General features: G+C 48.7%; 22 protein-coding genes. 10 read left to right on the plus strand and 12 right to left on the minus strand.

From position 1 onward, the window contains the following. Positions 1 to 75: 75 nt before the first annotated feature. Both OL444_RS10305 and OL444_RS10310 read right to left on the minus strand, forming a co-directional pair. Complete coding sequence (locus tag OL444_RS10305; RefSeq protein ID WP_264733294.1) at positions 76 to 345, minus strand: hypothetical protein; 270 nt, start codon at positions 343 to 345, stop codon at positions 76 to 78. After that, entirely contained in the window at positions 332 to 1,882 is a 1,551-nt protein-coding gene (locus OL444_RS10310) for a C25 family cysteine peptidase (RefSeq protein WP_264733293.1), read from the minus strand. Before OL444_RS10310 ends, OL444_RS10305 begins: the two co-directional genes overlap by 14 nt. Positions 1,883 to 2,021: 139 nt before the next feature. On the opposite strand from OL444_RS10310, the gene OL444_RS10315 reads away from it, so the two are divergent. The 4 genes from OL444_RS10315 to OL444_RS10330 all read left to right on the plus strand — a co-directional run bounded on the left by OL444_RS10315 (position 2,022) and on the right by OL444_RS10330 (position 7,750). Continuing rightward, positions 2,022 to 3,242 (plus strand): DUF6807 domain-containing protein, encoded by a 1,221-nt coding sequence (locus OL444_RS10315; RefSeq protein ID WP_264733292.1) that lies wholly within the window; start codon positions 2,022 to 2,024, stop codon positions 3,240 to 3,242. 182 nt (positions 3,243 to 3,424) lie between these two features. Then, positions 3,425 to 5,911, plus strand: a complete 2,487-nt coding sequence (locus OL444_RS10320; protein WP_264733291.1) for an AAA family ATPase — start codon at positions 3,425 to 3,427, stop codon at positions 5,909 to 5,911. A gap of 1 nt (position 5,912) precedes the next feature. Then, complete coding sequence (locus OL444_RS10325; RefSeq protein WP_264733290.1) at positions 5,913 to 6,359, plus strand: hypothetical protein; 447 nt, start codon at positions 5,913 to 5,915, stop codon at positions 6,357 to 6,359. Positions 6,360 to 6,397: 38 nt separating this feature from the next. Next, on the plus strand, positions 6,398 to 7,750 hold the full coding sequence (locus OL444_RS10330) for a DUF5458 family protein (protein ID WP_264733289.1): 1,353 nt from the start codon (positions 6,398 to 6,400) through the stop codon (positions 7,748 to 7,750). Between the two features lie 298 nt (positions 7,751 to 8,048). Here OL444_RS10330 and OL444_RS10335 read toward each other — a convergent pair whose 3' ends face one another. The 3 genes from OL444_RS10335 to OL444_RS10345 are packed head-to-tail and all read right to left on the minus strand — an operon-like array spanning position 8,049 to position 11,378. Beyond that, positions 8,049 to 9,854 carry a glycosyltransferase family protein gene (locus tag OL444_RS10335; RefSeq protein ID WP_264733288.1) on the minus strand — a complete coding sequence of 602 codons (1,806 nt, stop codon included), beginning with the start codon at positions 9,852 to 9,854 and terminating at the stop codon, positions 8,049 to 8,051. Between the two features lie 21 nt (positions 9,855 to 9,875). Continuing rightward, complete coding sequence (locus OL444_RS10340) at positions 9,876 to 10,310, minus strand: GPW/gp25 family protein (RefSeq protein ID WP_264733287.1); 435 nt, start codon at positions 10,308 to 10,310, stop codon at positions 9,876 to 9,878. 9 nt (positions 10,311 to 10,319) lie between these two features. Next, on the minus strand, positions 10,320 to 11,378 hold the full coding sequence (locus tag OL444_RS10345; protein WP_264733286.1) for a PKD domain-containing protein: 1,059 nt from the start codon (positions 11,376 to 11,378) through the stop codon (positions 10,320 to 10,322). Positions 11,379 to 11,597: 219 nt separating this feature from the next. Between OL444_RS10345 and OL444_RS10350 the strand changes: the two genes are divergently transcribed. The 5 genes from OL444_RS10350 to tssD all read left to right on the plus strand — a co-directional run bounded on the left by OL444_RS10350 (position 11,598) and on the right by tssD (position 15,684). Next, a complete protein-coding gene (locus tag OL444_RS10350) occupies positions 11,598 to 12,557 on the plus strand; it encodes a type VI secretion system baseplate subunit TssG (protein WP_264733285.1) in 960 nt (319 codons plus the stop codon). 30 nt (positions 12,558 to 12,587) lie between these two features. Continuing rightward, positions 12,588 to 13,442 carry a TssN family type VI secretion system protein gene (locus OL444_RS10355; RefSeq protein ID WP_264733284.1) on the plus strand — a complete coding sequence of 285 codons (855 nt, stop codon included), beginning with the start codon at positions 12,588 to 12,590 and terminating at the stop codon, positions 13,440 to 13,442. 10 nt (positions 13,443 to 13,452) lie between these two features. Then, the gene (tssK, locus tag OL444_RS10360) at positions 13,453 to 14,607 is read left to right on the plus strand and encodes a type VI secretion system baseplate subunit TssK (RefSeq protein ID WP_264733283.1); all 1,155 of its coding nucleotides are present in this window, start codon (positions 13,453 to 13,455) and stop codon (positions 14,605 to 14,607) included. A gap of 53 nt (positions 14,608 to 14,660) precedes the next feature. Next, a complete protein-coding gene (gene tssO / locus OL444_RS10365) occupies positions 14,661 to 15,185 on the plus strand; it encodes a type VI secretion system TssO (RefSeq protein WP_264733282.1) in 525 nt (174 codons plus the stop codon). Positions 15,186 to 15,297: 112 nt separating this feature from the next. Continuing rightward, a complete protein-coding gene (gene tssD / locus OL444_RS10370) occupies positions 15,298 to 15,684 on the plus strand; it encodes a type VI secretion system tube protein TssD (RefSeq protein ID WP_264733281.1) in 387 nt (128 codons plus the stop codon). A 288-nt stretch (positions 15,685 to 15,972) separates the two neighbouring features. On the opposite strand, the gene OL444_RS10375 is transcribed toward tssD, so the two are convergent. The 5 genes from OL444_RS10375 to OL444_RS10395 form a co-directional block, all read right to left on the minus strand. Further along, positions 15,973 to 16,731: an MBL fold metallo-hydrolase gene (locus OL444_RS10375; protein ID WP_264733280.1), complete on the minus strand. Its 759-nt coding sequence runs from the start codon at positions 16,729 to 16,731 to the stop codon at positions 15,973 to 15,975. A 36-nt stretch (positions 16,732 to 16,767) separates the two neighbouring features. Further along, entirely contained in the window at positions 16,768 to 17,220 is a 453-nt protein-coding gene (locus OL444_RS10380; RefSeq protein ID WP_264733279.1) for a DoxX family protein, read from the minus strand. Between the two features lie 63 nt (positions 17,221 to 17,283). Then, positions 17,284 to 17,868, minus strand: a complete 585-nt coding sequence (locus OL444_RS10385) for a Crp/Fnr family transcriptional regulator (RefSeq protein WP_264733278.1) — start codon at positions 17,866 to 17,868, stop codon at positions 17,284 to 17,286. Beyond that, positions 17,869 to 18,825: a type I pantothenate kinase gene (gene coaA / locus OL444_RS10390; RefSeq protein WP_264733277.1), complete on the minus strand. Its 957-nt coding sequence runs from the start codon at positions 18,823 to 18,825 to the stop codon at positions 17,869 to 17,871. Positions 18,826 to 18,891: 66 nt separating this feature from the next. Next, a complete protein-coding gene (locus OL444_RS10395; protein ID WP_264733276.1) occupies positions 18,892 to 20,247 on the minus strand; it encodes an NAD-dependent succinate-semialdehyde dehydrogenase in 1,356 nt (451 codons plus the stop codon). Positions 20,248 to 20,397: 150 nt separating this feature from the next. Here OL444_RS10395 and OL444_RS10400 point away from each other — a divergent pair, with 150 nt between their 5' ends. Next, a complete protein-coding gene (locus OL444_RS10400; protein ID WP_264733275.1) occupies positions 20,398 to 21,525 on the plus strand; it encodes an MFS transporter in 1,128 nt (375 codons plus the stop codon). A gap of 510 nt (positions 21,526 to 22,035) precedes the next feature. On the opposite strand, the gene pyk is transcribed toward OL444_RS10400, so the two are convergent. After that, the gene (gene pyk / locus OL444_RS10405; RefSeq protein ID WP_264733274.1) at positions 22,036 to 23,523 is read right to left on the minus strand and encodes a pyruvate kinase; all 1,488 of its coding nucleotides are present in this window, start codon (positions 23,521 to 23,523) and stop codon (positions 22,036 to 22,038) included. 12 nt (positions 23,524 to 23,535) lie between these two features. Further along, the gene (gene pfkA, locus OL444_RS10410; RefSeq protein WP_264733273.1) at positions 23,536 to 24,516 is read right to left on the minus strand and encodes a 6-phosphofructokinase; all 981 of its coding nucleotides are present in this window, start codon (positions 24,514 to 24,516) and stop codon (positions 23,536 to 23,538) included. Positions 24,517 to 24,567: the final 51 nt, after the last annotated feature.

Genomic DNA, 24,567 nt, shown 5'->3' on the forward strand with positions numbered 1-24,567 from the left:
TCAAAATAAGAAAAATTAATTTCCTTCTGGCGTGCATGGCGCTTTGCTGTAAATGCATTCAGTACCCGGTAAGTGTTACTCGCTGGCTTCCTGCCAGGTTTGGACCATAAAAACATAATCCATGATATAACCTGTGGCAATGATCATTTTGCCGGTTAGCGGTAACAGCGGATTGTCCATGAAAGGATTACAGCCTGCAGGACGGATCAGGTAATCAAACTGATCTGCCACCAGGTATACACCCAGATGTTCGCTTTTGGTGTGTTTCCCGAAGGTGCGTAACACGAGGCGTCCTGTTACAGTGATGGTGGGAAGATTAATATCCCCTTTTTTATCTGCTGACATATTCACGATATCCCAGTATTTGATTATTTTTTTCTTTAACAACAAGTACTTTGGTCAGCGGAGCGTTTCCGTTGCCTGCCGATTCCGAAAATACATGAAATTTCACAGATGGGGCGGATGCATTTAGCGCTTCCTGGCTGATATGATTCCTTTTCCGGTTAATAAATACTTTCGGCAAGGCTTTTTCGACGAAGTTTTTTTCTGTCAGCAGGCTGTCCATCGCTGTTTGTAGTTCCGGGTCTGTGGTATGGCTGTTATCTGAAGGATGTGGGACAGCGATAAAATCATCCAGTACTTTCCCTCTGGCTTCCAGGTTGTCGCGGCGGTTCTGTACACTGTTGACAAAGGTATTGCTGCCGTCGGTACTGGGATCCCGTTCGTTGATGACCGGCTGGATGGAAGGATCTCCGAGCAGGTAAAACTGGGCGGCTGTTTTCAGCTCATAGGGGTCCAGGGTAGGGCCCATTTCATGCAGAAAACGTTGCCGGGCTTCCAGCAATGCCCGGCCGGTAGAGGCGCCGTTCAGCACATTGATGAGAAAGAACTGGGTCAGCAGGTCTGCCAGTCCTTGTCCGGTGGGTGGCCCGTAGGCAATATTGGAGCTGCCTACAAAAGCCAGTGCCTGTTGCAGCATATAGCTGTTGGCCATGCTGATGAGATGATCGGTATTCTTCCGCGGGTCAAATAACTGGCCGCCATAGCAACATTCTGCCGCCACAATGGTACCGGGTGATAGTTTCCGGTCCAGACCATCAGACCTTAATGCCAGCGGAAAATCATAGGCTTTCTGGCCGTAAAAGGCCGGATCATTAATGGCGCCGTGGCAATTGATGAAATGTGTTTTGGGAGATAATTGTTCGGCTGTCCATTGGCCGCCCTTACTGGTTTCTTCTCCCGGAAAAACCATCAGCCGGGCATGATCGCCAAAAATATTTTTCAGGCTGTTCTGGGTAGAATCCTGCCAGTCGAACGTGCTGATGGAATAATAGTTTTTATATTCATTTTGCGGTAAAGGAACCGCTTTACGTATGGTATTGATCAGTGTTTGCAGGTAGGTGATATCTGTTTGCCCCGGTACATCCGGCAGCCGGCCTACCACCCGGGTTGGTGCGATAAATTTCCCCGGATCGGTATCGTAGGGCGTATCGCAGGCATAAGGCAGATCACTGGGAATAAATCCATCCGGATCATTATCTCCGGATAGTAAATTTTTTAACCGTTGAAAGGGAATAATGTCCTGGGCACCAATGAGCAGCAGGTATCCCGGCGCAAAAAAGCGGTAGAGGTCATCAATGGCTTTTTTACATTGCATTTCATCGGCGTGGTCTGTTACAGGGGTAGCCTGACAGTTTTTCATCTGTTCAATATCATCCAGCAAAATGAGATGGGATTCCAGGTGTCTGGTTGCATCAAATGATTGCAGGGCTTTCAGGTCGTCCAATATCGCTGTATGCTTGTCTCCATACTTTTTGCTTAATGCAGCTTTATTGGTTATAATGAGTTTCGTCGTCAGCATATTCAATACAGGGGATGCCATGTTATCCAGGTTAAGCGCTCAAAAATATTGAAATAAAGGATAACAAGCATGGCTTTTCATTACAATAGTAAACTTGTCATACGCATCGTACTTGCATAGTGGAAAGTAAAGCGTATTTTAGTCAATATGTTTCCTCCTTATGAAAACGTTCATTCTCTTCTACTTATTGCTGTTAACAACCATATCAGCCGGTGCGCAGCACACCACCCGGTTCCGGGTCAAAGCCGGTCCGTTTGCCCGCGAAAACAGTGTGATCCAGACCGTATTTGTTCCGGCAGATACCACGGCGCTGGCACTGATAGAAATAACCGATGGTAAACGTACACCCGTACCCGTGAATATCATGGAAGGAGGACTTTGCTGGGTGATGAGTGGCTATACACCTGCCGGCGCTGAAAGAGAATATGAGTTACTGAAAACAGCGGAACTGCCTCCGTCCGGCATGCAGGCCACTATCCGGGATGGCGCCGTTGTGCTGCAGGAAGGCCCGCAAGCCATTCTGCAATACAATTTCAACACAGTATCACCGCCGCCCGGAACAGATACTGTGTACAACCGCAGCGGATTTATTCATCCGTTATGGGCCCCCAACGGCGCAGTACTGACCCAGATCTTTCCCAATGCCGGACACCGGCATCATATGGGTATATGGAATCCGTGGACCCATACGTTGTTTGAAGGAAAAGAAACTGATTTCTGGAACGTACAGAAAAAACAAGGAAAAGTAAGATTCTCGGAATTGCTGGGTGTCATCAACGGAGGCGCTTCCTGTGGCTTTGCTGCTCATCAGGAACATGTCGCCTTTTTAGCCGATGGCACCACAAAAACAGCCATCAACGAAGTATGGGTGGTGCAGGCTTTCCCTGCTACCCATGGTGGCTCCCGCCGGGAATGGGATTTTACTTCCATTTTAACACCTGCCTCAGATAGTGGTATTACCTTGCTGCAATATCGCTATGGCGGTGGATTTGGACTGCGGGCTACCCCCGCCTTTACCGCCACTACCAGCCAGGTGCTTACTTCCGAAGGCAAAACCCGCAAAGATGCCGACAGCACCCGCGCGCGCTGGGTGAAAATTACCGGCAATACGCCGGCCGGAAAAGCGGGCATGCTGATTATGAATTATCCGGGTAACTACGATTCTCCGGAAGCACTGCGGGTATGGCCGGAAAATATGGAAGGCGGAGAACTGATGCTCAACTATAGTCCTACCCGCATGACCTCCTGGTTCTTAAAACCCGAACAAACTTACCTGCTGAAATACCGGGTGATGGTGTATAACGGAGATATTACCGCTACCGAAGCAGAAGCAGCATGGCAGGAATTCGCCCATCCACCGGATGTTATTGTAGAACATTGATCTGATCTATATCATTGCCATCATCAAAAAATAAAACAGCTAATTGTTTACCTGTTTATTTTTTGATGATGGCATTTTTGTTCGTAATAAATTTCACTGTATCTTTATTGCACTTCTTATAGGAAGGATACCATACTACTTTTTTATTGTTAACCCGATCCGAAAAACCACCATTCCTCCAGATGGCCCTGTCAGTATTAAATATGCCCGGCAGTGACGTGCAAACCATTGTTTATATTGCCGGCACACTCGCCAAAGACTATCATCATTTTCATTATACTGCTGCTCACTTAATGTGTGCCTGTATCCATCGTGCAGCCGGATTACTGCCGGCTTTACACCAGGCTGGTATAGATGTGTCGTACCTGGAAGAGTGGGCTACCATACGCCTGCAGGAACTGCCATATACTACGGACGCATCGCCGGAGCCAACGGCAGATGCTACTGCGAAGGCAGTATTGCAGGAGGCAACGCTGGTAGCCACGGAAATAAATCCACTGACCGCAGCCGGCTGGCGGATACTGATTGCTTTGTGTACACCCGGTGTTGCTTTTCCGCGGGAACAGCTGGCAACACTACCCCTTACCCGGCCCCGGCTGATAACTATGCTGCAGCAGGAAACTGGATTATATCCGGAAGATAACGACAACGGTTATATGAAAAATACCGGAACAACAGCGTTGCCCTACCTGCGTTGTCTGACCGATATTTCCTTACGCGACCAGCTGCCGCCGGTTGTTGGGAGAGAGGGCGCATTGCAGGAAATCATTGCACTCATCAGCCGCCAACATCGGCCGCATGTATTGATCACCGGCGGCGGCGGTGTGGGAAAAACCTCGCTGGCAGCCGGGCTGGCCCGGGCAATCCTGGAACACCGGGTACCCCTGGCACTGCAAAAAATGAGCTTGTATATACTGGACAGCACTACTTTCCTCGCGGCATCTACTACTGCTGCACCGGAAACACAGCTGCTGCAGGCCATATCGCCACTGATGACCACTGGCAATTTGTTGCTTTTCATAGATGACCTGCACCTGCTGTCAGAAAAAATCACGGCAGGCGATATGCTCCGGGTGATAAAAACATGGACGGGAAAAACAACGGTGATATTGATTGGTACCGTTACCCCAGAAGGTTTTCGACAACAGATTGCCCCGCACAGGCAATGGTTGTTTTATTTTGATAGCATAACACTCGCTGCGCCGGATGAACCGCTGGCTGTTCGGATGATCACTGCTGTCTTGCCTGCCTATACTGCCGGTTATTCCCTGGCAGTATCACAGGAAAGTATACACGAAGCCGTGCGTTTAGCGAATCGGTATCAACAAGAGCGATGTTTGCCGGATAGTGCCCTGCGCCTGATCGACCGTACGCTGGCAGCAGTGCAGGTGATGCAGGAAACCTGCGAACACCTGTTGGAGGAACTGCAGCAGGAACTGGCCTTACTGCTGGCACGCGCCGCGCCGGCTGCTGCAGAATGGGCATGGTTTTACCGGCGGGTATTACAACAGCTAGGGCCCCTGTTGACAGGGAAATCTACCGTAGCTGCTACCATTCAGGATCAAGCCAATCAAGCCCACCTGCCACAACAACTACAGGCGCTGCTGGAAGAATTAGGAGGATACACCCGGATAAAGCAAGCCACCATTACCCCCGCAGACCTGGCGACAGTGGTAGCTGCCAGCACGGGTATTCCCGCAGGGAAAATACAAACCAACGAAAAAGGCCGCCTGCTGCAACTGGAAACAAACTTACGCCGGCGGGTCATCGGGCAGGATCATGCCATAAAAGAAGTAACGGATGCCATACTCGCCTCCAGAGCAGGCCTGGGCAATCCTGGAAAACCGATCGCCTCTTTTTTCTTTACCGGGCCTACCGGCACCGGCAAAACAGCCCTGGCCAAAGCGCTGGCAGATGGCCTGTTCCGCGATGAACATTGCCTGATCCGTTTTGATATGTCGGCATTTAAAGAAGCGCACACCGTGGCGCTGCTTTGCGGCGCGCCACCAGGATATGTAGGATATGAAGCCGGCGGCCTGCTGATAAATAAAATACGCCGGCAACCATATGCTGTAGTATTGTTTGATGAAATAGAAAAAGCACATCCGGCCATATTTGATATTTTCCTGCAGATCATGGATGAAGGAACATTGCATGACAGACATGGACAGGTGGGCGACTTCTCCCACGCCCTGATTTTATTTACTTCCAATATAGGAAGTGCATTAATCACCGAATCCTTTCAGCAAAATGTACTGCTCACAGATCATGCACTCCGGGAAATGCTGGCCGGTCATTTCAGGCCGGAGTTTTTAGGCAGACTGACATCCATCATTCCCTTTCATCCGGTGCAGCTGGCCAACATCAGACAGATATTGGATATACAGTTGCAGCCTTTGCAATACCAGTTGCAACAACAGGGAATCACGCTGCAGGTAACCGCTGCCGCCCGGGAATACCTGTCGCAGCAGGGATATTCACCGCAATTCGGCGTACGGCCGCTGCAGGAAGTGATCCGCCGCCGGCTGCAGCAGCCATTGTCCCGTATGCTGCTCGAAGGCAGCCTGCAGGAACAAATGGCCATCTTCCTGGATATAAAGGAAGAACAACCCGTGTGGCACCTGGAAAATGCAGCAGACAATACTTCCGGAAATCAAACATGCAAATAAAATGAATGATCATTATGGTATTGGCGGCACGGAAGTGCGGCCGGACGCCAGCGAAGCGATGGCGGATATCTCGCAGAACCGTACCCTGTTTGCCGAAAAACTCACGCCGCAAGCACCGGTAAAACCAGTGGTGGTAGAAGGCCTTACTTCCGTGGAAGGGGTCTTTCAACACTACAGCCCCACCGTGCAGGTAGATTTTCAGGATGCAGCCGGACAAACGGTGGTAGAAACGCTGGCATTTCATCACCTGGGTGATTTTGGGGTAAAAGGTATGACGGCGCAAAGTGATTTTCTGCGCGACCTGTCTGCTGAAAAAGAACAATACCTGAAAATCATGCAACAACTACAAACCAACAAAATCCTGCAGGCAGCGCTGGCAGATCCTGCTGCCCGAAAAGCGATGCTGGCCACCATTCAGTGCTTGTTGCAGGAGCTGCAACCCCGATAGTATCCGATTCCTTTTTCGCAATCTTCATTTCATCGATTATGTTATCTCCCGAAAAAAAACAAGATACGCAACAACCAGCCACCACTGCCCTCCGGTATACAACGGAGCTGGCAAAGTACGGCGGTTTTGAATTGCTGGAAACGACCATCGCAGGTACACAGAATTTAAACCCGGAACGCAGGGCGCGCCGGAATATTTTTCTCACCGAAACCAGCAAAAAAGAAGAACGGGATCAACTCCGGAAAACCCTATCGCTGTGGGAAAAAGTACTATTGGCCGTCGCGGAGTTGCCCGCCATGGCCGCCTTTTGCCAGGCCCGGGCCATGGAAGCAGAACAGATATTGTCTGCTAATCTGGCTACCGCTATAACGGCCACGCATGCACTGGAACAGGCTTACCGCAATGTGGCGTTGTTCTTTAAAAATGCGTCGGCAGACAAAGTGAAAAATGTGTCCTTCATCAACGTCGCACCGGAACAACTGAAAGACCTGGATAACACCCGGTTTATTGATGCGATACAAGCTACCCTGGTGAATAATTATGATCGTCTCGATCTGCGCGGTAATTACAGCCTGCTGGTTATTTCCGGTTACCTGGGCTCCAACAGGGTATTGGAAAAATGGGCAAAGATTGCACATGAAAATAAAGTGCTGCTGATCACTGATTTTGCACACCTGGATGCGCCGGACGACGTGATGGAGATGTTTGAAACGGCTAACCTGACCGGTGGTGAAATTCACCGCTCCAATGTGATCATGGCTTGTAATTGGCTGGTAGGGCGTGGCAGGCTGCCCGAAGCCGGTGAGGCGGAACACCTGTATGTACCGCCATCCGGTGCCCTGGCCGGAAAAATCTATCATACGCTGATGTCGCAGGTAACCGCCGGTAAAAAATTTGGTGGCATGAATGAGGTGGATGGCGTTAAGTTCGAACTGAAAAAAAGTGAGATTGCCAGCCTGGAAAAAATGGGATTGATTCCCATGGTAAAAGAATATGGGAAAGTCATGGCGTTCAGCGCAAAAACGTTGTTCAACGGAGATAATCCCGGTTTGCAAACCTATTCTGTGGTCCGCGTATTTGATTATGTAACCAAGGTACTGATGGATTTTCTGAACCGGCGGGCGTTTGAAAACTTTAACGCCAATACCCGCAAAGACCTCATGAAACAAATCATCCGTTTCCTGGATAGTATCACGGGGCCGGATAAACTAATCGAGGATTTCAGCATTCGCCGTTTTGAACAGGATGCCCGGCAGAAAGATCGTATCCACCTGGATATTCACCTGAAACCTTACTTCCCGGCTAAAAACTTTCTTATTAAAATGGAGGGACAGAAAGGAGAAGAAACAACGGATTGGGATACGGTTTATGAACAGGATACGTCGTCATAATGTGCACCGCTGCGCCTGGGTTGGTGTTGGCAGCAGCGGCGCTTTTAACGGCCTATATGAGTGATTATTAAGCATCCGGTAAGTGCCTATTTGTACCGACGGTAGGACTGATGATCGTAACGGCAATCTTGATGATTGACAGTGGCGGAACATATGCCATTCGTGTTTTATCATGACAGCCAGCGATCATGCCTGTTGGCGATATGGGTAAAATAGTTGGGTGGCGGTTGCATTATACGCTTTAAGGTGAGCCGGGTTATGATTGTGTAGCAGCCAGGGGTAACAGCACAAGAGGTCTTTAGCCGCATACGTCATTGATAAAGACCCGATAAGGAAATGTCTGTACCGATTTTTCTGCCAGTTGCAGCAACAGGGTTGTTTTCATATACTGTATATCTGTTGCTGCATAATGGGCCGCCGGCTGTTGTAATGTAATGCGGATATCTATCGTACGGCTGTAACCTGCGTGTATACCGGGCTGTATGGTGATACCTTTTTCTACGGTGACGATTCGCATAATATCTCCAAAAATAACCCGGCATAAAGCTTTGATATCAGCTGTTGTAACAATCCGCTCACGGGATAATAAAGCTGCGCGGAAAACATTTATTTTCTCTTCGCCGGTCATCCTGTTTTTTCCTCCCTGTGTAGTAGTCAGTAATGTAATACTATGGGGGATAGTCAGGAGATGGCTGTATTCCTTTAGCTGGCTGCCCATCCGGATATGATTGGCGGCAGTTCCGTTGGTGGTGTAAAACTCCAGGAACAGATAGCCTGCCTGATGGTTGGGTTGCAGCATCACATAAGGTATTTCCTCCCGGAGTATATCCGGTGGTACCTGGGTTTCCAGTGAGGTGAGCAGCTGATAGATTTCCTGCAACCTACTGGATACTACCTCATTTTTTACCGCTTCAAACAAGGCACTTTCATCACGTATTACTTCCAGGAGAGAAGCCAGCATCACTTTGGCTGTACGGGAATCGAAACGACCAACGCCGCCGTGCCGTACGATAAATGTGCCTGCTCTGGGGTTTCCGGATGTAGTAGCGGTATGCAGCTGGTAGTCTGTATGATTGGTATCGCGGATACTTTTGATGGCAAAGAAGCTATCCGGTGTTTGCAGGGGCAGTATGTTCAGGTAGGGTTGTAGTCGATGAGATTGTTCATTTCTTTTGATGTTGATCACCGGGAAACAGTTGATGCTGCAATACAGCGATTCCAGCTGATATACGGGGATTGCGGCCGGAAAGGCCACCCTGATCCATTGTATGTCGGCATCCAGCTGGCTGATATCGGTACCGAATAGTTTTTTTAAAACAGGTGGTGTGGTGATCGTGGCGGGTAAGGCGCCATCCAGGATCGTCAGGAAATGATGCCTAAAGCGTTGGCGTATGTGTTGTGTATAGCGTGTGTACGTATCCGTTATGATGTCTGATAATTCCCCGGTTTTGGTAACAGCAGGCGCGTATTCGGCAGTAACCGGCAGCTCCTGGTCGTCCAGAAAAAAACGGGTAAGCGGAAGGTGGTGGTAAAACAAGGTTTGTTGAGATACACTGCGCAGATCGAAGAAAAAAGACATACCTGCGAGCGATGAAAATGGCGTAGTTACCGACAGGCCGAGCCACAGGTCATTAGAGGGTATATCCGGGAGAGATGTTCCGGTGAGCAGGGGCGTTTTGTAGCAGTAGTCCCGGGTGGTGAATACCTGGTTGCCGATAACCAGGTATTGTATATGTGCAGGGAATAACCGTTGTGCAGTCAGCGGCGCAAAAAAGAGATCGGGTAGCTGCTCCGTTGCCGCCGGATAAACGAAAGGGTGATCCGCCGGAAGATCGGTAATGGTGGCTGCTGGCATAGCGTGTAGGATACCGGCAGCTGGTTCGCTGTTGATCACCGGAGCTGGCAGCAGGAGCTGTGCCAGTTGTTCCAGCAGGCGCCCCTGTGAGACCGTGGCCGCTTCGGTAATCTTTTCCAGTTCTGTAGCGCAGGCTTCCAGTAATAATTGTACTATCGGATCAAAGGAGGTGGCGATGGCCGTATCCGGATACCCCCACAGGCGGGCCGCTGTTTTCAGCAGCCGGGCTTTTATGTGTGTATGGTTCATTTGCATATAATGGTGAAATGATCAGTCATAGGAGAGTGGGCTGATATAGAAGCTGCTGCTGTATTGAAAAGGATGATTGTTCATCACAATAGCGCCCGTGATGGTAAGCCGGATTTTCTTTTTCATTTTATAGCCGGCGGTAGCGGAAAAAACTTCTTCCTCCTGTACCTCCGCGGTGACAGTCAGCTGTGAAAGCCGTTTTTCATAGTGTTTAATGGCGTTGCAGACAGCCGTTTCTATTTGTTCTTTGATCGTGTGGTCCGCTGCTTTGATGTCGAAATCATGTTCCCACCATTGGCAGCCATAATGCGGATCTGCTTTATTTTCTCCTGGTACGGTTGTAATCAGGAGATGGAGGTGTTGCGCGATCGCTGCCTCCGGAGAAAGCCCCGGCAGTTCTTTTTGCTGTAATAGTGCGGCAAACCGTATGGGGAGTGCATAGTATTTTCCCTGCATGTTAGTCGTTTAAAAAATACCCAGTAATTTTTTTCGGTCGTAGGTAATCCTGATGGCAGTCACACAGCCATGGTCATCTTTCAGCAAATAAACCTTTGTGATATGGAGTTTCTTTTTGCCATAAATGCGGGCACAGAAATGGGAGAAGGCAGCTGTTTCTTTGTCATTCAGCGTCACGCTGATGGCCAGGTTATTACAGAGATAGGGCAGGAAGTCTGCCGTACTTTTTTCTTTGTTGATGACCTGCACTAACAGGCTGCGGAAATCGTCTGCTGATATCGGGGGCGCTTCCGCTACGGTGGGAAGAATCGGAGGAGGCATAGCAGGAATGACCGGTGGGGGCGGAAGCGGGAGAACCCGTTGTTTTTCCTTTGATGGAACCGCACGTGCCGGATATACCGTAATCTTTTTCGTTACCAGATGGGCGGTGTCGCCGTTGATCATCAGCGATACTATTTTTTCGCCAGGCGTGGTAAAGGTGCAGGTGAAAGTAGCCTGGGTATAACTGACAACGTTATCCTGTACCAGCTGCCATTGCCAGCTGATAGCCCCTGGTGTTTTATTGCGAAAGGTGACCGGGCTGCCTGCAAATACCGTTGCGGGACCTTCTATCACCGGCCAGATAACAGGGGAGGGAGCTGCTGCTTTTTCAACAGGCGGTGTGATAATAATATCTTTTGTCCAGCTACAGGAGTTATGAGATAAGGTCACCGTGTAGTGGCCTGGATGGTGAAAAATATGATATACCGGAGATCCGGTGACGACCTGACTGGAATCATTGAAATTCCACGTATAATCGTTAACGTTAGCATCCGTTCTGTTGGCATAAAAGGTGATCACCGCATCAGTTGTGTAAGCCGATTGGTGAATGGATTGTTCCTGCCGGATCCGGATGGTTGTAAGCGTACAGTCTTCCGGGATAGTCAGCTGAAAGCCAAGCAGGATCAGACTTGCCAGCAGAAAAAAGAAAAATGTATACCATACCAGGGGATCTGTATAACGGATAATGTGAGGCCGGAGATGGCGTGTATTTACCAGGTATTCGCTTTCAGAATTACGGAGAGCCATTGGTTTTTCAGGTTTTTGTGAGGTGGTTATCTTTGGGAATAACAACGCAAGCTCCGTGGGTCATCTTTTTCTAAGTTAACAAAAAAAAATAAATCGCGAATAAATGTAAAATACTATTTTTGTACAGTAATGTTAACCCGGATAAACCAACCATCAATGACAGATTGTTATGCAAACTATTCAGCAGATCGCTGAGCAAAAAACTGAATTAAATATTGCATGGAAAACAACACCCGGAGGGCCGTGGTGCTGGAAGCGATTGTGCATTGCCTGAAAAATTTTCGTTATGATATAAGGGCAGAAGTGATAGCAGGTGACCTGCTGGAGCAGCTGTTGCAGGAAACGGAAATCATGGTGCAACCCATGAGTGTATTTACCCGATCATTCAGTCCGGATGTTTTACAGGCAAGACTGGATCATGCATCGGCTCATCAACCGTTTATTACGTTATTACTTTCCCGCGACGGGATGTATGATCGTTTGCCGGAAGGCGTGTTTCATGAATTTTCTCTCCGGCCATCAGCAGCGGAAAATGTAAGAACGCCCATTGCATACTACCGGCAACAACAACAGGAACAGCAACAAGCCCGGCTTTTCTTTCAGCCTTTTGAAAACGAATTTTTTCTGCAGCAGGTACTGTTGGAACAATATGAGAAAAAAGTATTGTGCAGTATTGCCGGGAAACTGGTGCCAGCCTGGCTAACTGCTTTCTGGGAACTACCTGCTGATCTGCCTGCCGGGGCCCTGGAACGGTTGATACCATTACTACCGTACCTGCATGGGATAGCAGGTAATATATCGCAGGCACAATCCTGTTTGCAATATATACTACGGGAAAAAGTACAGGTAATACACGAGAATAGTCTGCAGCTGGTCTCTTCCGATCATGCTGCAGCGTTAGGTAAATGCGTATTGGGAAGGGATAGTGTGGTGGGGGCTGCTTTTTATACTGCTATTTCCCGGATCATGGTTACGATAGGCCCGTTATCACGGGAAAGGCTGTACGAATACCTGCCAGATAAGCCCTACGGACGTTTGCTGGTTATTTGTTATGACTATCTTTTTTCCGTAGCTGCAATGGTGGATACCCGGCTGGAACCTTTGGTAAATGAGCAGGAAACCCGGTTGGCTGATAAGGCGTCCATACCAGTCAGGATAGGATATACAGGTTACCTGTGAATATAAGTGCTGATAAATCTGTTTAAGTATATGAACGATATGACCATCTCTTGTTTGATACCCGCCGGCATCCTGGTGGCCGGGCTTTTACTGACCCAGGTAACCGGCAGATACCTGTCACATTTTTCCACAGCCGGCAAAAGAATGATCCGCTATCAGCTGTGTATGATCGTACTATGTGTAGCTATCGGTAGTGTAGCCCTACTGCCGCGCCATACCCCGGAGCTGCATCGGTATGCCTGGTGTGAAAGTGGTTTGCTCGGATTAGGCATCGTACATGTTTACATGATGTATACCCGATTCAAGGCGGATCATACTACGCTGTTATCCGAACTGGCGGTAATGGGGGTGATCCTGTTGGCTGGCGGAGCCGGGATGATGTTGGTAAATCGTTTACTGGTACAGGCTCCCCTGCCATATTACCCGATGCTCACCAGTTTATTGCCGTTTGTATGTCCTGTGTTTGTGTATAAAACTTTTGAGAAGATGCTCATCCTGCCCCCTAAAATATATAAAGGGTGGATCTATCCGTTACACCAGGAGGTACCGGTGATGCCGGAAGCATATATGAAAGAGCTGATTGTAATCGGATTTGAAATGAAGAAAAAACAAACAGATCATACCCCTACCTATTTCAGGGCCCGCACACCTGTAAAGATGGACCTTGGCGACCTGTTTTATCATTTTATCAATGATTATAACGAACGGTATCCGGATACCCCCATTGCATATGCCGATCATAACGGACATCCCTGCAGCTGGGTGTTTTACCGGAAGTCACGCTGGCGATGGATATCGAAAGTACTGGACCCGGATAAGGCCGTATTTATGAACGGGATCAAAGAAAACAGTGTGATCATTTGCACCAGCAATATCATTTCCTGAAAACAAGATGATGGCAGCACCTTTAAAATATTTTCCGGTCAACTGGATAGATGGAATGAAACTAAGCAGGCAGCATTTTGTCGATACAGAAAATGCAATGCTGGACCTGATCCGCGATACGTTTGCCTGTCGGCTGCATGCGGGAAATTATGGTTTGCTGCCTGCCGGCGGCGCAGATAAAACTTCGCTGCGTTGCTGGCTGGCAGCCGATAACCAGGAACAGTGGCGGGTGAAGGTAATGATTTGTCATGCCGTGACGCCCGGTGGTGGCCGTATTGAAATACCGGCATGTGCTACTCCCTGTCCGGAAGTTATTTATGCCCGGGATCCACAGGATACTGCTGCTGCCTACTATCTCATGATCCGGATGGATCCCTTTAACCGCCAGCCCTGTGGAGAACCTTCACCGGCAGAAGATCCGCCACGCCTGCCCTTCGCGGTACCGGCGTATCAGTTGTATATCATACCGGCTTCCGGATTGATACAGGAACAGCCAGGCTACTACGAATTGGTGCTGGCGAAAATCACAGTGACCGATGGGAGCCCGCGGCTGGATGAACATTATATTCCGCCTTGCCATACGATCAGCGCACATCCGGTATTGATAGACTGGTTCGATGAACTGGATCAGTTGCTGGGGCGCCTGGAACTGAATTGTGTACATATCGTGCAAAAGATTTACGGCAAACAGCAGCAGCAAGACGTGGCGCAGGTAGTGTTGTACATCACCGAAAAACTGTTGCAATTTCTGGGAAACCGGATCACACCATTCCGGTGGCTGGCCTTACAGCAGTCGCCGGCCCAGTTGGCGGAGATCATTGTCAGCCTGGCGCGTACCATGAAAAATGCCATCGATCAGCGTGCCGGCGCCGGCAAGGAAGAATTACTGAACTACTTTGCAGCGTGGGGTGCATTGCGACAGGGAGAACTGGACACCCTGCTGATCAATTGTGCCAACCTGTCTTATCAGCATCAGGATATACAGGCCTGCCTGCAGGTAGTAGGCACTTTTGTACAAGCCATAGACGGATTGTTTACGGGTTTGTGTCAACTTGATTATATTGGCCGCCGGCCCGACAATAATATTTTCGTAAAAGAAGCAACAGCAGCAGATACGGAATATGTGAAAAAACATACCACCCAAAAATGGTTTTTCACGGATTGATATACCGGAAGTAGCAGCTACCATATTTGTTAACCCATTCATACCGTAATTACATGCAGGCATTAAACAGCCGGGAACGTACAGTGGCCTTTCTCTGGTTCCTGGTATTTTTTATGATGACAACAGGATTGTTACTGCTGGCAGTATTCTTTAACTACCAGGTACCCATCAACGAAAATAAACTGCTGCGCAGGAATCTGTTCACACATCAGCAGGAAAAAACTTTCCAGGAGCAATTTGTACAGCAGTTGGGTAAAGTAAAACAGCTCCTGGATACCCTGCAGTTGCCTGGCCAGCAGGCGGTTTATGCCGATCAGGTAGTGGCCCGCCTGTTGGCAGAGATGCGTAACAGTATTCCGAAAGACAAGGTTGCTGCCTATGGGTTATATGATGATATTATTCAGCAATGTTTGTCTTTGTTGCAATGCAAACAGCAGTTGCGGGAATTGCAACAGGTACAGGAAAGCATGGCCGCATTGAAAGAGCAGATCACTGACCTGAATACCCGGCTGGAAGCCAGGGGCAGGGATCTGGATAATTGCCGGCAAATGTTATTGCTGAACAGCCGTATCCCGTAATGTCTTTATTGATAAATATTTGATGGAATAAATTTTTACAGGAGCGGTGATGGTATTGGTCATCATCCCTGTTTCATATGGATGTATTGTAAACCTCAAAAATAAACCCGACATGTCTTTTAAAGCAGTATTTGAAACCGGCGGTAATGCCTACAATGTACAGCATATTGCCTATGATCTCAGCCAGGAAACAGATGCTACCGGCCGTCCTTCGGCTATTACACGGGGTGGCAGAATTAAGCTGACGGTGGAATCTACCGGTAAAACAGATCTCTTTGAATGGATGGTGAACAACTTTGAAAGGAAAGATGGTACCATCACTTTTTACAAAAGAGATACCGACGCTAAACTGAAAGCACTGGAGTTCAAAGAAGGTTACCTGGTAAAGTTTGAAGAAGCTTTCGATTATGAAAACAGAAATCCGATGGTGATTTCTTTCACCATTTCGGCCCGGGAAATCAGTATGGGCAGTGCAAAACATATCAATGAATGGGTGTGATGCGCCCTGTTGATAGGGGCGAGGTAACTTCATCCGGGGTGCTGTTGCGACGATGCGGCTTCACCTGGTAAGCAATCAGCGGAACGGAAGTGATGATAGGCCACATCAGGAGTGGATGCGATGGCATTCGCTCCTGATGAATGGAAATAGTGTGTCGTATAATGAGGTAGGTATCTTATAAAATCCAGTGCGATTTTCTGCGTAAAGCAGGCGCGTGACAGTGATCTCCTTTTATGACTACGCATGACACCATCCAACGGTGGCATGCGTAATCATAAAACCATCATTTTAATTCGCTGTCACCCATTCTCCGGGTGCAGGGATAATACCCTTTACGCCGGCATCTGCGAGGGCAGTAGCCAATAGTGCCGGTGTCAGGTAGCAGTGGTTAACGGCGCCCATATGCACCGCAATGACTTTGCTTTGCGCGGGGTGTTGGATGGTTTGTATCACATCTGCCGCGGTCATGGTGATAGGGTCGCCCTGTAAAAACTGTGCAGCGCCGGCATTTACAACCACATAGTCTGGGGTAAATTCATCCATGGCTGCTTTTACTTCTTCGCACCAGATGGTATCTCCGGCAATGTAGAGGGTCTGCACTTCATCTTCCAGTACAAATCCGGAAACTGGCGCCATGAGTTTGCCGATTTCACCGGTACCATGTTGCCCGTCTGTACGGGATATCCGGGTGTTTTCCCACAGATGGGAGGTTTCAATGGGGATCACATGGGTGAAACCCTGTGCGGTTATTTTTGCCGCGTCAGCAGGCTGGCAAAATAAAGGCAGGTGTTTGGGCAGCAATGTTTGGGCTACCTCATCCCAGTGATCGCGGTGGGTGTGGGTCACCAGGATGGCATCCAACGAGGCCAGTACGGCCTGGAGTGCGGTGGCATCCAGTGGTAAATCTGTCAGGGGAAAACGGTGGCTGTTGGCAGCATTGGGCACGGGGTCCAGGCTTTCTTTGGCGCAGAGCATGGGGTCTACCAGGATCTTTTTGTTTTGCCATTCCAGCAGCAACGTAGCGTTACGTAAGAATTGTATGCGCATTGATCTGTTTTTTGAGAACAAACCAAATGTAAGGTATTAAATAGCATGAATAGCCCATAGTATCCATAAAATGTATACCGGTTGAAACAGCAGCCGGCTCCAGGTATACCAGGGCTTTGCAGGCAATCCGCCGGGTGGTGGCAGTTGGTTTACTGCTACCCGGATATTGGCCGGAAACATGGCAACCAATAAGATCACCAGTGCAATACCAGCCCGGTATTGTGTGCCGGAAAACAACAGGCCGGCGCCCAGTACTATTTCCAGGATGCCGGTGCCGATGACCAGCGCAAGGGGGAAAGGCAGCATGCCGCGGATCATATAGGTCAGCTTTTTAGGTTTCACGAGATGAAAAGTGCCGATGAGCAGGAACATAACAGCAGCGGCTATACGGGCATCATCCGGTAGTTGTTGCAATAAGGGAATATGAAAAAGATGACCGGCGCCCCATAATAAAAGTGCTATGCTGAGTAATCCTGATAGAAAAGCCATAACGATGTTTTTATAACTGCAAAGTTCAGGTATTTAACAACGGGTAAAACTAACATATGTTAGTTAATCAGCGTTCCGCAGGTTTTTGCGGATGCGGCTCAGGCTTTCGGGCTTGATACCCAGGTAGGAGGCTATTTGTTTGATGGGAATGTGTTGCACCACAGCAGGATATTCTTCCAGTAACTGCATATAACGTTCCTGCGCGGAATGTTGCAGGAAAGAGAGTTCCCGCCGGTATTTGCGGAGGTATTGTTGTTCTGCGATGATCCTGCCCGTTCTTTCCGCAGCATGGGAAACCTGATACAGCTGTTGCAGGTCCGGATAATAAAAAGCATAGCCACTGACGGCAGTTACGGCCTGGAGGTTTACGACCGCGGGTGTTTGGGTGATCAGGGATGCGTAGGAAGTGGTGAACATACCAGGAAAGGCGAAGTCCATGCTGATCTCTGTTTCCTGGTGCCGGGTGAATACGCGTACGATGCCTTCGGTGATATAATAGATGGCATCTGCCACCTTGCCGCTGCTGGCCAGGTAATCACCGGCTTTAAAATTCACCGGGCGCAGGATACGTTCAAATGTTTCCCAGTTGTTGTCAGCAGCCGGCAGAAAGGCTGCCAGCTGCTGTTGTAAGGTTTGAAGGTCGGCCATTCAGGTTTTACGTAATTGAATGGATTGTACAAAATGATGCTGTCCTTTTTCCAGTATCAGGCCTGCGCGGTAACGGGTAGGCGCAATGTTCTGTTCCAGGTTGGGTTTATTGATATCATTCCAGATCTGTGTCGCGAGTTCAATGGTAGCGGCATCCGACAGGTGTGCATACCGGTGGAAAAAAGAATCCGGATTCTGGAAAGCCGTTTTCCGCAGGGATTCAAAACGGGAGATATACCATTTGCGGATATCTTTCTCTGCCGCATCTACATAAATGGTGAAATCAAAGAAGTCGGATACAAACACCGATGGATCTTTCTGGTGTTGCCGTGGTCTTACCTGTAATACATTCACGCCTTCCACAATCACAATATCGGGTTGTTCCACCCATTGTAATTTTCCGGGTAATACATCGTATTCCAGGTGAGAATACAGGGGAGCCGCTACTCTTTCCTTACCGGATTTAACATCTGCCAGGAAGTGTATCAGGCGTTTGATGTCATAGCTTTCCGGGAAACCTTTACGGTTCATGATATCGTTGGCTTCCAGTATTTTGTTGGGATAGAGGAAACCATCGGTGGTAACCAGATCTACCCGCGGGTGGTTGGGCCAGGCCTGTAGTAGTTTCTGGAGGACGCGGGCGGTGGTGCTTTTACCAACGGCCACGCTACCGGCAATACCAATGATATAAGGTACTTTTTCCACCTGGCTGCCCAAAAAGCTGTTGGTGGATTTGTGTAACTGCTGGGAAGCGGTTACGCGCAGGTTCAACAGGTGTGCCAGTGGTAAATATACCTGGGTTATCTCTTCCTGTGTGAGTGGTTCATTCATACCGTGCAGTTGCTCCAGGTCATAGTCCTGCAACTGTAATAAAGCAACCCCGCTTCTTTCTGCCCACTCTTTACGGGTGAAGCTGATATAGGGAGTGTAGCGGTCGCGTTTTAGAGAGGTGGTCATTATTTGCATTTTCGGATTACCGGATAGGTGACCGCTACCGTTACGGCGGTAGTGGTCCCGGGAATGTTATTGTTGGATGTAAACTGTTTTGATATTCAGAAATTCGTGCGTGCCTTCAAGAGATAATTCCCGTCCGTAGCCGGATTGTTTAACGCCACCAAATGGGAGGCGTGCATCAGAACGCACCATGGCGTTGATGAATACATTGCCACTTTCTATCTGGGTGGCCAGGCGTGCTGCCTTATCCAGGTCGCTGGTCCATATGGCCGCGCCCAGCCCGAATTCGGTTTCATTGGCGAGGGCGATCGCTTCCTGCTCATCTGCAGCCGTGATGATAACGGCCAGCGGGCCAAATGTTTCTTCTTTGAATGCTGTCATTTTATTAGTGACCCCGCTCAGCAGGGTAGGTGCAAAGTTACAGCCTTCATGTGTGCCGCCCAACTCCAGGGTAGCACCCTGGCTGATGGTATCCTGCAGTTGTCTGGCCAGGTCGGCTGCCAGATCCGGGCGGGCCATAGGTCCCATCCGGGTGCTGTCGGCAGTAGGGTCGCCTTGTTTCAGTTCCAGCAGCAGGGTTTTGACAGCTGCCGTAAATTCAGCCACCACGGGGGCTTCCACAATCCAGCGTTTGGCGGCAATACAGGATTGACCGGCATTCTGCATGCGGCCCTGAACGGCTGTTTTGGCAGCTGCGGTAATGTCGGCATCCTTTAATACAATAAAAGGATCGCTGCCGCCCAGTTCCAGCACTGTTTTTTTGATGTATTTGCCGGCGAGGGCAGCTACGCTTTTACCGGCAGGGGTGCTGCCGGTGAGGGTAACGCCTTGTACGCGGGGATCTGCAATGATCGGTTCTATATCTTTGGAAGATACCAGCACCGACTGAAAAGTGCCGGCCGGAAATCCTGCATCCACAAATACTTTTTCTATAGCCAGTGCGCAGCCGCTCACGTTGGCGGCATGTTTCAGTAAACCGGTGTTACCGGCCAGAATATTGGGAATGGCAAACCGGAATACCTGCCAGTAGGGAAAGTTCCAGGGCATGATCGCCAGGATGATACCTTTGGGTTCGTAGGCGATATAGCTTTTATAGGCATCTGCTGCCACCGGTTTGGCTTGCAGTATGTCGGTGATATGTGTGGCATAGTATAAGGCGGCATCCGCACACTTCAATACTTCTGCGTTGGCTTCTTTCAATGTTTTACCCATCTCCTGTGTGATGAGGGCGGCGTGCTGCGCGACATTGTTTTTTAGGGAAGCTGCTACCTGTTCCATCCAGGTGCGGCGTTGCGCCAATGGAATATCCAGCAACCGGCGATAGGCCTGGTGGCCCTGTTCCAGCTTTTGCGAGATCTCTTCCGGCGTATGCGCTGCATAGTCTGCTATCTTTTCCTGCGTAAACGGATTCGTACTTGTAAACATGGTCTTGCTTTTAGCGTTCAACAGTTAAGTAAAACAAATTTACCGCTTTCTGATAAATGCCGGTCCTAAAAGCTCCTGCAATGAAGTATCTTTGCCTGCTTAAAACAACAGCTTCATTTTATGGTCCTTAGCAAGTGGAATATTATGATCATGGCTATGTGTACGGGCCTGATCGTTGCCAATATCTATTACAGCCAGCCTTTGCTGGTATTGATGAGCGAAGAGTTCCGGGTGTCGGAAAGTAATGCCGGGCAGGTAACTTTTTTCACACAGATCGGATATGCGCTGGGGTTACTCTTTTGTGTACCATTGGGAGACAAGCTCGAACGGAAAGGCCAGATTATAGTGATGACCCTGACCGCTGTACTGGCACTGATTGCCGCAGGTTTCTCCGTGAATATTACCATGCTGAAAGTAACAGGATTACTCATCGGTTTTACTTCGGTAGTGCCACAGCTGATTCTGCCGCTGGCGGCTAATTTATCAGATCCGGCCAGTCGGGGTAAGGTGATTGGTACCATCATGAGTGGTTTGCTGGTGGGCATCCTGCTGTCGCGTACGTTGAGCGGTATTATCGGGCATCACTTCGGATGGCGTGCCATGTTCTGGATTGCCGCTGGTATCAGCGGATTGCTGGTGGTGATTATGCTGTTTTCCTTTCCGAAGAGCAAACCGCATTTCGCAGGTACATATGGAGATCTGATGAAATCCTTGCTGACATTGATCCGGGAGCAGCCAATGCTGCGCGAAGCTTCTGCTATCAATGCCTGCTGTTTTGCCATGTTTGGATTATTCTGGACAACGGTGGTATTCCTGTTATCGGGTCAGCCGTTTAACTATACAAGTGAGCAGATTGGTCTGATGGGACTGGCAGCGGCGGCAGGTGCGCTAGGTGCGCCTTTGGTAGGACGTATTGCCGATAAGAAGAATCCGCGTATAGCCATTGGGTATGGTATCATCTTTTTGTTTGCCGGTTATTTCCTCTTTTATGTTTTCCAGACGAATATCATCGGCATCGTTGTGGGGATTATCGCCATCGACCTGGGGCTGCAAGGTATACATGTATCTAACCAGACGCGTATTTACACCTTGTTGCCGGAAGCGCGTAACCGCCTGAATACTGTGTTTATGACGGCCAGTTTTATCGGTACTTCCATCGGTTCCGGTATTGGCCTGTGGGTATGGTCGGTAGCCCAGTGGAATGGGGTATGTATCGCCGGTACCAGTCTGATTACGGTAGCCTTGATTATATATTTATCTACCTACAGAAAAAAGTAAGCAGGGATTATTGTCCGGTAAGTAATAAATTTATTCGGGTGTAAGACATAGGTGATGTCTTACACCCGTTTTTTATTTAAGCAACAGGGTTGGTAGTTTCCAGCTATGCAGCACTAAAAGAGGGAAGGGGCACATGCTGCTTTGTAATAAAAAAATCCTTATTTTCGTATACCCCCTCTCCACACTATAATTTTCCTCCTGACGTAAGGCTCCTGATATTATTTTAACTGAAAAATCAAACGGTATTCCTTCTGTTGACGTAGTGCATTCGTTTTAGTAAGGTAGTAGTAAGCATATTTGGTAATATAGTATCATTTGCCCCTTTACATAAGCTATGTGTTCGTCTCTCTTTTATTACCGGCATGCAGGCTTACTTAATTTTATTCACCCATTTATCCTGGCGTCTCCTTATCATAAGGAATAATAGCAAAAACAACATGGCCCGTAGTAATCTGCAAAGTATCGTTGCAGACGACTACGGGCCATTTTATAGATCGCGGTAGAATAGTACTATTCTACTTTGGTAATTTTCAGCATATTGGTAGGCAGATGCAGTTTTACAGGTGTACTACCGGTATTTACTGCTACGTCGCCGGCTTTGATGAATCCTCTTTCTTTCAGGATGTTGATCTGATCGAAAACGATATCATCGAGGCTTTCTTCTTCTTCGTAGTAGAAGGCGCGTACACCCCAGCTGAGGCTCAGCTGATTTACCAGGGATCTTTCTTTGGTAAATACATAGAGTGGGCTGCGTGGACGGTAGCTGCTCAGCATAAAGCCGGTGTAACCGCTTTGGGTCATACCAATGAGCGCATCTGCATCCAGGTCTTCCGCAATTTTACAGGCGTTGTAGCACAATGCATCGCTGAGGAAGGTAGGAGAGTGACGGTGAGGGATCAGGTTACGGTTGTAAATGATCGCTTCTTTTTCTACTTCCTGGATAATTTTGTTCATGGTTTGGATCACCAGTACCGGGAATTGGCCGGTAGCAGTTTCTCCGCTCAGCATCACCGCATCGGCGCCTTCCAGTACCGCGTTGGCCACGTCTGTGATTTCACTACGGTTCGGGCGGGTACGGTCCATCATGCTTTCCATCATCTGGGTAGCTACGATTACCGGTTTCGCACGGTGAATACATTTACGGATAATATCTTTCTGGATCATCGGGATCTGCTCAACCGGCAGTTCCACACCGAGGTCACCACGGGCAATCATTACGCCGTCGCTTTCCCAGATGATTTCTTTCAGGTTCTGGATGGCTTCCGGTTTTTCGATCTTGGAAATTACCTTGATCTTGGAATTGCGGGCTTCCAGGCGTTTACGCAGTTCTGACAGGTCTTTCACGCTTCTTACAAAAGACAGCGCTACCCAGTCACACTCCTGATCGATGATGAAATCGAGGTCAATAATGTCTTTCTCTGTCAGTGCAGGCAGGGAAATTTTAGTATCCGGGAGGTTAAAGCCTTTTTTGGAAGACAATACACCTGGTAAAGTCACCGCTGCTTTGATCTCACCTTTGGCGGTGATTTCCTGTACAACGGTTTCTATTTTACCATCGTCCAGCAGAATTTTCTGGCCGGGTTTAAGATCTTTGTAGAGGTCAGGGTAGGAAACATAAATTTTTTCCATATTGCCCACCAGCTTTTCGTTCACGAAAGTGAGGATATCACCGGTTTTGAGCGGCAGTGCATTGTTCTCGATTTCGCCCACACGGAGTTTCGGACCTTGCAGATCAGCGAGGATGGCAACGTTATAAGGTTCTGTCTTATTGATCTGACGGATGTATTCAATGATCCGCAGTTTATCTTCATGGGAGCCATGGGAGAAGTTCAGACGGAACACATTCACACCGGCTTTCACCAATGCGAGCAGTTGTTCATAGGTATCAGAGGCAGGTCCTACGGTAGCCACAATTTTGGTTTTGTGGGAAGAGTGTGCTCTGCCTGCAGCGTTGTCCATCTGCTTGTGATAGTATTTCGATAGATCCTTTGTACTCATAAATCTAATTTTTTAACTCGCGAGAATTTTAACAATCTTGAACCATTCAGGGTCAATTTCCTGTTTTGCCTTTACGGCTTTATCCAGAGGTGTGTAATGAATCTTATCATTTACAACGCCGATCATTACATTGTGAATGCCTTCCAGCAAGGCGTCAACTGCGGCGTAACCCATACGGCTGGCCAGTATACGGTCCATGCAGGTAGGAGATCCGCCACGTTGGATGTGTCCAAGAATACATACCCGCGTATCCAGTTGCGGGCACTGTTCCTTGATCCTGCGGGCTACTTCGTTGGCGCCGCCGGTTTCATCACCTTCGGCTACCACAATGAGGTTTACCAGTTTCTTTCGACGTTCATTGGCCTGCAGCTCCTCGATGATCTCGTTGACTTCCGTTTTGCGTTCCGGTAACAGAATATGTTCCGCACCTGTGGAAATACCACTGTGCAAAGCAATATAACCGGCATCACGGCCCATTACTTCTATTACAAACAAGCGGTCATGCGCATCTGCGGTATCCCTTATTTTATCGATTGCTTCTACAGCCGTGTTGACAGCGGTATCAAAGCCAATGGTGGAGTCGGTGCCGGCAATGTCCTTATCAATAGTACCTGGCAAGCCTATACAAGGAATGTCAAATTCCTGGCTGAACATCTGCGCACCATTGAAGGATCCATCCCCACCGATTACTACCAGTCCGTCAATGTTGTGTTTTTTCAGATTTTCATAAGCCTTTTTTCGCCCTTCATACTCATAGAACTCTTTGCACCTGGCGGTTTTCAGTATGGTGCCCCCCCGTTGGATGATGTTGGCCACTGATTTCGACTCCATCGGAAAGATCTCATTCTTTAACATCCCCCTATAGCCGTACATAACGCCGAACACATTCAGCTGATGATAAATGCCCGTTCTTACGACCGCACGAACGGCGGCGTTCATGCCAGGAGCATCTCCCCCTGAGGTAAGGACTGCAATGTTGTTCAATTTTTTCATATAAATTGCTAAAAAAATATCTTAAAGGCGCACAAAAATAACGTTTTGCAA

Origin of the sequence: Chitinophaga nivalis (genome assembly GCF_025989125.1) — a bacterium.
Classification (GTDB): Bacteria; Bacteroidota; Bacteroidia; order Chitinophagales; family Chitinophagaceae; genus Chitinophaga; species Chitinophaga nivalis.

Coding starts and splice junctions, on each gene's coding strand:
- OL444_RS10305 (WP_264733294.1), bottom strand. CDS start 345: ATGTCAGCAGATAAAAAAGGGGATATTAATCTTCCCACCATCACTGTA.
- OL444_RS10310 (WP_264733293.1), bottom strand. CDS start 1,882: ATGGCATCCCCTGTATTGAATATGCTGACGACGAAACTCATTATAACC.
- OL444_RS10315 (WP_264733292.1), top strand. CDS start 2,022: ATGAAAACGTTCATTCTCTTCTACTTATTGCTGTTAACAACCATATCA.
- OL444_RS10320 (WP_264733291.1), top strand. CDS start 3,425: ATGGCCCTGTCAGTATTAAATATGCCCGGCAGTGACGTGCAAACCATT.
- OL444_RS10325 (WP_264733290.1), top strand. CDS start 5,913: ATGAATGATCATTATGGTATTGGCGGCACGGAAGTGCGGCCGGACGCC.
- OL444_RS10330 (WP_264733289.1), top strand. CDS start 6,398: ATGTTATCTCCCGAAAAAAAACAAGATACGCAACAACCAGCCACCACT.
- OL444_RS10335 (WP_264733288.1), bottom strand. CDS start 9,854: ATGAACCATACACACATAAAAGCCCGGCTGCTGAAAACAGCGGCCCGC.
- OL444_RS10340 (WP_264733287.1), bottom strand. CDS start 10,310: ATGCAGGGAAAATACTATGCACTCCCCATACGGTTTGCCGCACTATTA.
- OL444_RS10345 (WP_264733286.1), bottom strand. CDS start 11,378: ATGGCTCTCCGTAATTCTGAAAGCGAATACCTGGTAAATACACGCCAT.
- OL444_RS10350 (WP_264733285.1), top strand. CDS start 11,598: ATGGAAAACAACACCCGGAGGGCCGTGGTGCTGGAAGCGATTGTGCAT.
- OL444_RS10355 (WP_264733284.1), top strand. CDS start 12,588: ATGAACGATATGACCATCTCTTGTTTGATACCCGCCGGCATCCTGGTG.
- tssK (WP_264733283.1), top strand. CDS start 13,453: ATGGCAGCACCTTTAAAATATTTTCCGGTCAACTGGATAGATGGAATG.
- tssO (WP_264733282.1), top strand. CDS start 14,661: ATGCAGGCATTAAACAGCCGGGAACGTACAGTGGCCTTTCTCTGGTTC.
- tssD (WP_264733281.1), top strand. CDS start 15,298: ATGTCTTTTAAAGCAGTATTTGAAACCGGCGGTAATGCCTACAATGTA.
- OL444_RS10375 (WP_264733280.1), bottom strand. CDS start 16,731: ATGCGCATACAATTCTTACGTAACGCTACGTTGCTGCTGGAATGGCAA.
- OL444_RS10380 (WP_264733279.1), bottom strand. CDS start 17,220: ATGGCTTTTCTATCAGGATTACTCAGCATAGCACTTTTATTATGGGGC.
- OL444_RS10385 (WP_264733278.1), bottom strand. CDS start 17,868: ATGGCCGACCTTCAAACCTTACAACAGCAGCTGGCAGCCTTTCTGCCG.
- coaA (WP_264733277.1), bottom strand. CDS start 18,825: ATGACCACCTCTCTAAAACGCGACCGCTACACTCCCTATATCAGCTTC.
- OL444_RS10395 (WP_264733276.1), bottom strand. CDS start 20,247: ATGTTTACAAGTACGAATCCGTTTACGCAGGAAAAGATAGCAGACTAT.
- OL444_RS10400 (WP_264733275.1), top strand. CDS start 20,398: ATGGCTATGTGTACGGGCCTGATCGTTGCCAATATCTATTACAGCCAG.
- pyk (WP_264733274.1), bottom strand. CDS start 23,523: ATGAGTACAAAGGATCTATCGAAATACTATCACAAGCAGATGGACAAC.
- pfkA (WP_264733273.1), bottom strand. CDS start 24,516: ATGAAAAAATTGAACAACATTGCAGTCCTTACCTCAGGGGGAGATGCT.